The 9,379-nt window shown below is 64.1% G+C and carries 8 protein-coding genes and 1 pseudogene; 6 read left to right on the forward strand and 3 right to left on the reverse strand.

The genetic code is table 11. The annotated features are described in order from the left end of the window. Positions 1-581: 581 nt before the first annotated feature. The 3 genes from EN893_RS08265 (at position 582) to EN893_RS08275 (ending at position 2,164) form a co-directional block, all read left to right on the forward strand. Complete coding sequence (locus EN893_RS08265; RefSeq protein ID WP_127267289.1) at positions 582-1,457, forward strand: CoA ester lyase; 876 nt, start codon at positions 582-584, stop codon at positions 1,455-1,457. Between the two features lie 50 nt (positions 1,458-1,507). Beyond that, entirely contained in the window at positions 1,508-1,714 is a 207-nt protein-coding gene (locus EN893_RS08270) for a DUF1737 domain-containing protein (protein ID WP_127267290.1), read from the forward strand. 180 nt (positions 1,715-1,894) lie between these two features. Beyond that, on the forward strand, positions 1,895-2,164 hold the full coding sequence (locus EN893_RS08275) for a GIY-YIG nuclease family protein (RefSeq protein WP_127267291.1): 270 nt from the start codon (positions 1,895-1,897) through the stop codon (positions 2,162-2,164). A gap of 115 nt (positions 2,165-2,279) precedes the next feature. Here the strand turns inward: EN893_RS08275 and EN893_RS39085 are convergent. The 3 genes and pseudogenes from EN893_RS39085 to EN893_RS08290 all read right to left on the reverse strand — a co-directional run. Then, positions 2,280-2,392: pseudogene (locus EN893_RS39085) on the reverse strand (metallopeptidase family protein); the annotation flags it as partial. A gap of 53 nt (positions 2,393-2,445) precedes the next feature. Then, positions 2,446-2,871, reverse strand: coding sequence for a hypothetical protein (locus EN893_RS08285; RefSeq protein WP_127267292.1), 426 nt, complete (start codon positions 2,869-2,871; stop codon positions 2,446-2,448). 7 nt (positions 2,872-2,878) lie between these two features. Further along, positions 2,879-3,301 carry a metallopeptidase family protein gene (locus EN893_RS08290; protein ID WP_023763026.1) on the reverse strand — a complete coding sequence of 141 codons (423 nt, stop codon included), beginning with the start codon at positions 3,299-3,301 and terminating at the stop codon, positions 2,879-2,881. A gap of 183 nt (positions 3,302-3,484) precedes the next feature. Between EN893_RS08290 and EN893_RS39090 the strand changes: the two genes are divergently transcribed. From EN893_RS39090 to EN893_RS08305, 3 genes are read left to right on the forward strand one after another with little or no spacing between them, the layout of a single operon-like run. Then, positions 3,485-4,522: a hypothetical protein gene (locus EN893_RS39090; RefSeq protein WP_127267293.1), complete on the forward strand. Its 1,038-nt coding sequence runs from the start codon at positions 3,485-3,487 to the stop codon at positions 4,520-4,522. Beyond that, positions 4,464-5,939, forward strand: coding sequence for a DUF6504 family protein (locus tag EN893_RS08300; RefSeq protein ID WP_127808653.1), 1,476 nt, complete (start codon positions 4,464-4,466; stop codon positions 5,937-5,939). Before EN893_RS39090 ends, EN893_RS08300 begins: the two co-directional genes overlap by 59 nt. After that, complete coding sequence (locus tag EN893_RS08305) at positions 5,936-9,283, forward strand: error-prone DNA polymerase (RefSeq protein ID WP_127267294.1); 3,348 nt, start codon at positions 5,936-5,938, stop codon at positions 9,281-9,283. The genes EN893_RS08300 and EN893_RS08305 overlap by 4 nt, the downstream gene beginning before the upstream one ends. Positions 9,284-9,379: the final 96 nt, after the last annotated feature.

The following is a 9,379-nucleotide window of genomic DNA, read 5'->3' on the forward strand; positions in this document are numbered from 1 at the left end:
CCGAAGCGGCTGCAATAGCTCGGCGCGGCGGAGAGCAACGCTGTCATGATCGGGCTTTCCTGATGGCGTCCCGCCGGGTTGCCGGCGGGCTGTTGCGGACAAAGGGAATGAGGATTGCGACGGGACACACGCGCGGCGCATCGGCCAGCCACCAGTCTTCGCGGCGCAGCCGGTAAGGCAGGGACCATCGGGGTTTTGCTCGGTTTTGCATGCCGTCTGTTTGTCAGGCCGGCGGGGAAAGGGTGAGGCGGATCGGAGGAGGTTTTCCGCAGGCCTGTGCAGTTTTCGTGCAGGCAATTGTTGAGGTCGAATTCGCCATCTTTCTAACGTCGGCGCTGCCCCTCACCTGCCTGCCGGCATCCTCTCCCCGTAAACGGGGCGAGGGACGCTCTTGTCGCCGGTTTCGCCAATCTCCAGCGTCGCAAGAAAGGCGCCGGCGTTGCCGCCATCTCCTCTCGCCCCGTTTACGGGGAGAGATGTCCGGCAGGACAGTGAGGGGCAGCACCAGCTTTCGCGATGGCTCGCCTCAGGCACAGCCCTGCGCGCTTGCCTCACCTGCCCGCACGCGGCATAGATCACCCATGGAAACCTACCGCCCGCGCCGCTCCGTGCTCTACATCCCGGCCTCCAACGACAAGGCCCTGGCCAAGATCGCGCAGCTTGCCTGCGACGCCATCATCATCGACCTCGAGGATGCCGTAGCCCCGGCCGACAAGATCGCCGCTCGCGAAAAACTGGCCGGCATTTTCGCCAACCGCCCCAACGAACGCTGCGAGATGATCGTGCGCATCAATGCTCTGGCAACCGAATGGGGCGCCGACGACCTGCTGGCTGCCGCAGGCTGCGAGCCCGACGGCATCCTGTTGCCCAAGGTCGACACGCCGCGCGACCTGCTCGAGGCCGGCGATGTGCTCGACGACAATTTTGTCCCCGATAGCGTGAAACTGTGGGCGATGATCGAGACGCCCAAGGCGCTGCTCAACATCGGCGCCATCGCCGAGCTTGGCCGTGACCCGGCCTCGCGGCTCAGTTGTTTCGTTGCCGGAACGAATGACCTGGTCAAGGAGACCGGCATTCTGGCAACGCCTGACCGACGCTACCTCGTGCCATGGCTGATGCAGATGGTGCTGGCCGCGCGCGCCGGCGGCATCGACATGCTCGACGGGGTCTCCAACGATTTTCGCAACCTCGGCGCTTTCACCCATGAATGCGCGGAAGCCGCGGCCATGGGGTTCGACGGCAAGAGCCTCATCCACCCGGCCCAGATCGAAGCCGCCAACCGTGCCTTCGCACCGTCCGCGGAAGCCGTGGCCGAGGCGCGCTCGGTGAAGGAAGCCTTCGCGCTCGCCGAGAATGCCGGCAAGGGCGTGATCGCGCTGAACGGCAGGATGGTCGAGCGCCTGCACTTGGCGCAGGCCGAAAAACTGCTGGCGAAGGCAGCCGCCATCGGGGCATAAATGCTCGATGGATGCGAGCGGGCTATGGCTACTCACGACAGGACTGAACAATGAAACTCTACCGCTTTCTGTCCGGCCCGGACGATGCCAGCTTCTGCCACAAGGTGACGGCGGCGCTGAACAAGGGCTGGCACCTGTTCGGCTCGCCGACCTATGCCTACGACAAGAAGGCCAAGACGATGCGTTGCGGCCAGGCCGTGGTCAAGGATGTCGACGGCCAGGAATACGGGCCCGATACCAAGCTGAGTGACTGGTAGGGGACAGCGCTGAGGACTCTCTCTTTCTTCGTCATCCTAGGGCGGAGCAAGGAGCGAAGCGACGCGGCGCAGACCCTAGGATCCATGCCGTGACATTGGCCGTAGAATGCGGCGGATCAAAATGGCGCTTGTGCGCGCATCAACGCTCGCTACCCTGAAACCACGACCGGCTACGTCTATATGACCGCGAGTCAGAACCGCGGCACCATCTATATCGGCGTCACCAACGATCTCGGCCGTCGAATGCCTGAGCACAAGGCCGGCCAGGGCTCGCGCTTCACGAGTCGCTACAGCGTACAGCGGCTGGTGTGGTACGAGGAATATTTCGACATTACCGATGCCATCCAGCGCGAGAAGTCATTGAAGCGCTGGCCTCGACAATGGAAGATCGAGCTGATCGAAACGGCCAATCCGGAGTGGTTCGAGCTCTTTCGTGGAACCGGCTGGTAGCCGCTCGGGTTTCTTGCACCGCCGGAGCATAGCATCGCCGTCACGGCATGGATCCTAGGGTCTGCGCCGCGTCGCTTCGCTCCTTGCTCCGCCCTAGGATGACGAAGGTGTGGGGCTACTCGGCCGCTTCTTCGAACTTCTCCATATCATCGTCCGACAGGCCGAATGGTGACCGATCTCGTGGATGTCGCCCAGCGTCTCTTCGTTCTCGGACCAGTAGTCAAGGATATCGACGGTCAGGAATGAGGGCCGAATACAGCGCTTGGTCGATCAGTAACCAGCTACGCCAGATTTTCCCAGGCGGCTCTGATTTCGTTGAACCGTGCGTCTGCGCGGCCCTCGACGTCATCGCAGCCGAAATAGAGGATCGATAGCGCTGCAAGGAGACCGGGATAGCCGGAGACGGAATCCATTCTCGTAAGGATTTCAGGAACCGGCAACCGCTTGCGTTCAATCATGGAGATCGCGCATTCCGCTGTCATAGGTGCCATCGGGTGGTCGAATTCGGATAGCCAGAAATCGACCAGGGCAACGAGAGTGGCCGGTTCGATGGCAGCACTTGCGGGCAGATGGCAAAGCTCACTAAGTGCGAGGAAAGCGGCATTCGGCGAAATCCCGATGGCGGTTGCGATCAGTTCCCGGCTTTGTGAAATGTCGTGGTACGGCCAATTGCAATCGATCAGGTCGGCAAATTCTGCTTCCGTCATCTGAGTGCTACTCGGCCGCCTCTTCGATCTTCTCCATATCATCGTCCGACAGGCCGAAATGGTGGCCGATCTCGTGGATCAGCACGTGGGTGACGATGTCGCCCAGCGTTTCTTCGTTTTCGGACCAGTAATCGAGGATGGCGCGGCGGTAGAGCGTGATGCGGTTCGGGCCTTCGCCGGTCTGCGGGTTCCAGCGCTCGGCGATGCCGCGTCCCTCGAACAGGCCGAGCAGGTCGAAGGGCGTTTCCAGCGACAGGTCGTCCATGATCTCGTCGGTCGGGAACTCGGCGATCTGGATGACGATCTCGCCGGTCAGCTTGCGAAAATCCTCCGGCAGATGCGCATACGCCTCCAGCGCCAGGAACTCCATTTCGTCCATCGAGGGCGAGAGTTCGTCGTGCCAGGTGCGGGTCTTGTAGATGCGGGCCATGCTTTGTCCTTTGATCCCGGCATATAGGCTTTCGCACCGGAATCGGCAAATGAACGGGCCGATGCGCCTGCGCCATCCCTGCCGAGAGGAATAAATTCCCCATGACTCTGCTTGACTCCTGGGTCCCCCTCTGGAATCTATAGGGAACATAACAGGAACAATTGTGAGTGGAAGCTGACCGTCATGGCGATGACCGCCGTGGCGCGGGAGACTGTTTTTGCCCTGCGCCGCCAGATCGCGAAAATCGAGGGAACGCTGCCCGAGCGCTTGGCCGCGCCGGCCGCCGCGCCCCTTCACGCCGACGCCAACACCGATCTCACAATCGTCCGGCGTGGCATTGCCGCGGCGTTGCCGGATGCGTTTCTGCCTATCGGTGTCGAGCGCCTCGACGCCGCCCTGAGCGGCGGCCTGCCGAAGGCCGCCCTGAGTGAAATCCATGGCACGCAAACCCGCGATGCCGGGGCCGTCGCCGGCTTCGCTTTGTCGCTCACCAGTCTGATCCTCAAGCAAACGCCGGGGCTGCCGGTGCTGTGGATCGGCACATCGGAGATTTTCCGCGAGGCCGGCTTTCCCTATGCAAGGGGGCTTCACGCCTCGTTCGGCATCGAGCCGGAGCAATTGCTGTTTTCCGAGGCGCCAAGGCTTGTCGATGCGCTGTGGGTCGCCGAGGAGGCGGCCCGGATGACAGCGCTCGCCGCGGTCATCCTGGAAATCCGCGGCAATCCGCAGCGGCTGGACCTGACCGCGACACGCCGGCTGCATGCAAGGGCGCAAGCGGCCGGCCGGCCGGTGTTCCTGCTGCGGCAGGCGGCCGAACCCGAACCGACGGCCGCCCCTGTCCGCCTCATCGTCGCCTCGGCGCCGGCGGTGCCGCGCGACACCATCGCCGGGCCGCTGGCCGGCTCGATCGGCCGCCCGGCCTTCGCCCTCACCATCGGCAAGAGCCGCACAGCCCTGCCTGGACAATTCACACTGGAGTGGAACCCCGATGAACGCGCATTCGACGAAAGATGGGGCGACGAAAAAAGGAGCGAGGGAAGAGACCGGACAAAGAATCCTGTCCCTGTGGTTTCCCTATCTGGCGGCGGAAAGGATCCTGCGCCAGCGTCTGGGGCGGTCCTGGCGTTCCCGGCCGTCGGATCACCTCTCTCACCCGCCGCTCGTGATCAGCCATCGCGACCGCAACGCGCAGCGCATCTCGGCCCTCGACGAGCGGGCTGAGGCGCTGCACCTGAAGCGCGACATGGGCATTGCCGATGCGCGCGCCATGCATCCGTCGATCGACATCGTCGAGGCCGATCCGGAAGCCGACCGCCGTCTGCTCGAAGGCCTTGCCGACTGGTGCGACCGCTACACCCCGCTGGTGGCGCTGGATGGCGCGGACGGTCTGTTTCTCGACGTCACCGGCTGCACCCATCTGTTCGGCGGCGAACGCGCCATGCTGGACGAGATCCTGTCGCGCTTCTTCCATCAGGGTTTCGATGTCCGAGCCGGGCTTGCCGCGACGCCTGGCGCGGCCTGGGCGGCGGCACGCTTTTGCAGTGACCGCATCATTGTGTCAGGCGAGGAGGAAGCGCTGCTGGCACCCCTGCCGCTGGCCGCACTGCGCATCGAGCCGGCGACCCGCACCAGCCTGGAAAGCGTCGGCCTGCGCACGGCGGGCGCCGTCATGGCGGCACCGCGCGCGCCGCTCGCCCGCCGCTTTGGCGCCTTGCTGCTCCTGCGCCTCGACCAGGCGCTTGGCCGTCTCGACGAAGCGGTGTCGCCGCGCCTTCCCGTCGCGCCGCTTTCGGTCGAACGCCACCTCGCCGAACCCGTCACCCTGACCGAGGACATCGAACGGCTGGTGGGCATGCTGGCGGCGACCTTGAAAACCGATCTCGAACGCCGCGGCGAGGGTGCCAGGACACTGGCGCTGCTGCTCTTTCGCGTCGACGGCGCCGTCAGCCGCATCGCCATCGGCACCTCGCGGCCGATGCGCGAACCCATGCTGATCCAGAAACTGTTCCATGAGAGGCTGGCCGCGCTCGAGCAGGATATCGATGCCGGCTATGGTTTCGATCTGGTGCGGCTCTCGGTGTTGGCGGCAGCCACCTTCGACATGCAGCAGGCTGATCTGACTGGTGAAACGATCGACGATGGCGCCGATATCGCGCTGTTCGCCGACCGCATCCGCGCCCGGCTCGGCGAGGGCGCGGTTCTCCGGCCGGTCGCGGTCGAGAGCCATCTGCCGGAGCGTGCTGTCGCCACGATCCCCTTCACCGAAGCGCCGCGCCGGACCACGCCGCCGAAAAAGCCCGGCAGGCTGCAGGCGCCACAAACCATTTTTCCGCCGGAACGGCCAATCCGGCTGTTCCGCTCGCCCGAACCCATCGATGTGCCGGCCACTGAAATGCCGGAAGGACCACCGCTGCACTTCCGCTGGCGGCGCGCGCTCTACCGGGTCACGCGCGCCGAAGGGCCGGAACGCATCGCCGCCGAATGGTGGCGGGAAGCGCCAAGCGACGAGGCGGCATCGACGCGCGACTATTTCCGCATCGAGGATGCCGATGGCCGCCGCTATTGGCTCTACCGGCAAGGTCTTTACGGCAACACGCAGGTACCGCCGCGCTGGTTCATGCATGGTGTCTTCGCATGAACGCGCTGACCGTCATCCCCTATGCCGAATTCGGCATCCAGTCGAATTTCTCCTTCCTGCGCGGCGCCTCCAAGCCGGAGGAGCTGGTGGTCGCGGCCAAGCTCCTGGGCTTCTCCGCGATCGGGCTTGCCGACCGCAACACGGTGGCCGGCGTGGTGCGCGCCTGGCAGCAGGCCAAGGTCGAAAAGCTCTCCTATCACCCCGGCTGCCGGCTGGTTTTCGGCGACGGCACGCCGGACATCCTCGCCTATCCCCAGGACCGCAAGGGCTGGGGACATCTGTGCCGCATGCTTACCCAAGCCAATCTGCGCGACGAGAACGAAAAAGGCGCCACCCTTCTCCAGCGCGGCGACCTCCTCGAATGGGGTGACCTGATGTCGCTGGCGGTCCTGCCCGGTCTGTCGGCGGGCGCGGAAGATAGTCTTCCCCTGCTTGGAGACCTCAAAGGCCGCTTCGGCAGGTACCTGCGGCTTGGCGTTTCGCCCGACTACGCCGGCAATGACCGTTTCCGCATCGAGCAGGCCGCGGCGCTTGCCGAGAGCGTCGGTATTCCGCTGATGGCGACCAACGACGTTCTCTACCACACGGCCGAACGGCGCCCGCTGCAGGACGTGCTGACCGCGATCCGCCTCAACACGCCCGTCGCCGAGGTCGGGCTGCAACTCAGCGCCAATGCCGAGCGTCATCTGAAGCCGCCAATGGAGATGGCGCGCCTGTTCCGCAGGCATCCGCAAGCGCTGGCCGAGACGCTGCGGTTTGCGGAAGAACTGACCTTTTCGTTGAGCGACCTTCAGTACAATTATCCGGACGAGCCGACGGAATCGGGTCTTGGCCCACAGGCTGAACTGGAGCGGCTGGCGCGGGAGGGAGCGGCCAACCGCTATCCGGCGGGTGTGCCGGATTCGGTGACCAGGCGCATCGAGGAAGAGCTCGCTTTGATCGAACGCCTCAACTATGCCCGCTATTTCCTGACTGTCTACGACATCGTCAAGTTCGCGCGCAACAAGGATATTCTCTGCCAGGGACGTGGATCGGCCGCCAATTCGGTCGTCTGCTTCTGCATCGGCATCACCGAAGTAGGACCGGAAAAAATCGATTCGCTCTTCGAGCGCTTCATTTCCGAGGAGAGAAACGAGCCGCCGGATATCGACGTCGATTTCGAGCACGAAAAGCGCGAAACCGTAATCCAGTACATCTACGAGAAATACAGCGGCAAGCGCACGGCACTTGCGGCCGCCGTCATCAGCTATCGCGGCCGTTCGGCGCTGCGCGAAGTGTCGAAGGCGATGGGCCTGTCCGAGGATGTCAGGGCATCGCTTTCCGGCTCGATCTGGGGTTGGTCGACATCGGAGCTTGGCGAGAAGGAAGCCCGCGCCGGCGGCCTCGACCGCACCGATCCGGTGTCGAGGCACGTGATGGAGCGTGCCAATGAGATCATGGGCTTCCCCCGCCATCTGTCGCAGCATGTCGGCGGCTTCGTCATAACCAGGGACCGGCTCGACGAGATCGTGCCCATCGTCAAGACGGCGATGGACGAGCGCAAGATGGTCGAATGGGACAAGGACGATCTCGACGCGGTGAAGATCCTGAAAGTCGACGTGCTGGCGCTCGGCATGCTGACCTGCCTCCAGCGCGCCTTCACCTTGCTTACTGACCACTATCCAAAGGCGCGAGACAAATACGGCCGACCTTATGTGCTGGCCACCCTGCCGGCAGAAGACGCCCGGGTCTACGATATGATCTGCCGTGCCGACACATTGGGCGTCTTTCAGATTGAATCGCGGGCGCAGATGTCGATGCTGCCGCGCCTTGAGCCGAAAACCTTTTATGACCTTGTCATCGAGGTGGCGATCGTGCGGCCGGGCCCGATCCAGGGCGACATGGTCCACCCCTATCTGCGCCGCCGGCAGGGCAAGGAAAAACCCGAGTATCAAAAACCGGAGCTGGAGGCGATCCTCAGCAAGACACTAGGTGTGCCGCTGTTCCAGGAGCAGGCGATGAATATCGCCATCGTCGCCGGCGGTTTCAAACCGGGCGAGGCCGATGAACTGCGCCGCGCCATGGCCACCTTCAAGCGCACCGGCACCATCGGCAATTACCGCGACCGTATGATCAATGGCATGGTCGGCAAGGGCTACACGAAGGACTTCGCCGAGCGCTGTTTCAAGCAGATCGAGGGCTTTGGCGAATATGGCTTTCCCGAAAGCCATGCCGCTTCCTTCGCCCTGCTCGTCTACGCCTCCTGCTGGTTCAAGACCTTCTATCCCGACGTGTTCTGCGCCGCGATCCTGAATTCGCAGCCGATGGGGTTTTACCAGCCGGCCCAGCTGGTGCGCGACGCAAGCGACCATGGCGTCGACATTCGCGATGTCGACGTCAATTTTTCGGTGTGGGATTGCACGCTGGAAAAGGCGCCGTTCGATCCGGCCCGCATCCTCCCACGCCATGCCGAGATGCGCGGCGTCATCGAGACGAAGCATGCCGTGCGGCTCGGCTTCCGCCAGATCAAGGGCCTGTCGAAGGAGCGCATGGCGGCCTTCGTCGAACAGCGCGGCTCAGGCTACGTATCCGTCAGGGATGTCTGGCTGCGCTCCGGCCTCGATGTCGGCGACATCGAGCGGCTGGCGCAGGCCGATGCCTTCCGTTCGCTCGGCCTTGATCGTCGCCAAGCCTTGTGGGCGGTGCGCGCGCTCGACGGCAAGAGCGCCGCCGAAAGGCTGCCGCTGTTCGACCAGCCGGCGCTTCGCCTGCGCGAGCTGGAGCCTGAGACGAAGCTGCCGAAAATGCCGCTCGGCGAGCATGTCATCCATGATTACCGCGCGCTCGGCCTGTCGCTGAAGGCGCATCCGGTCGCCTTCCTGCGCGAGCGGCTCGACCGCGCCGGCGTCATCCCCAATGCGAACCTGCCTTCCGTGCGCGACGGCAGGCGCGTCTCCGTCGCCGGCCTCGTGCTGGTGCGGCAGCGCCCCGGCAAGGGCAATGCGATCTTCCTGACGCTGGAGGACGACAAGGCGGTTGCCAACGTCATCTTCTGGCAAAGGACCTTCGACCGTTACCGGCCGATCGTCATGGGCGCCCGGTTCGTCAAGGTCACCGGAAAATTGCAGTCGGAATCGGGCGTGGTCCACATCGTCGCCGAGAGGATCGAGGATCTGACGCCCTGGCTGACCGTGCTTCTGGAGAAGGTCAGCGGGGCCGCACCAGCGGTTCCTCCGAGAGACCTCGCCAAGGACGGTTCGGATCGCTCCAGCCCCGCCAAACAAAGCGCGCCGATCCGGCAGGATCTCGCAACGCTGTCGGAAGAAGCGGAAAGGGTCATGCCCAAGGGCCGCAATTTTCAGTAGGCAAGGCCATGCCAAGGGCGGAACGAAAGCGGACGTCGGCGATCCTTCGCGCTCCCCGCTGTCCCGCCAGCCTTCGGCAAATTGGCGGGTATAAGC

It is taken from the genome of Mesorhizobium sp. M7A.F.Ca.CA.004.04.2.1, from assembly GCF_004022825.1.
In the GTDB taxonomy this organism is placed as follows: Bacteria; Pseudomonadota; Alphaproteobacteria; order Rhizobiales; family Rhizobiaceae; genus Mesorhizobium.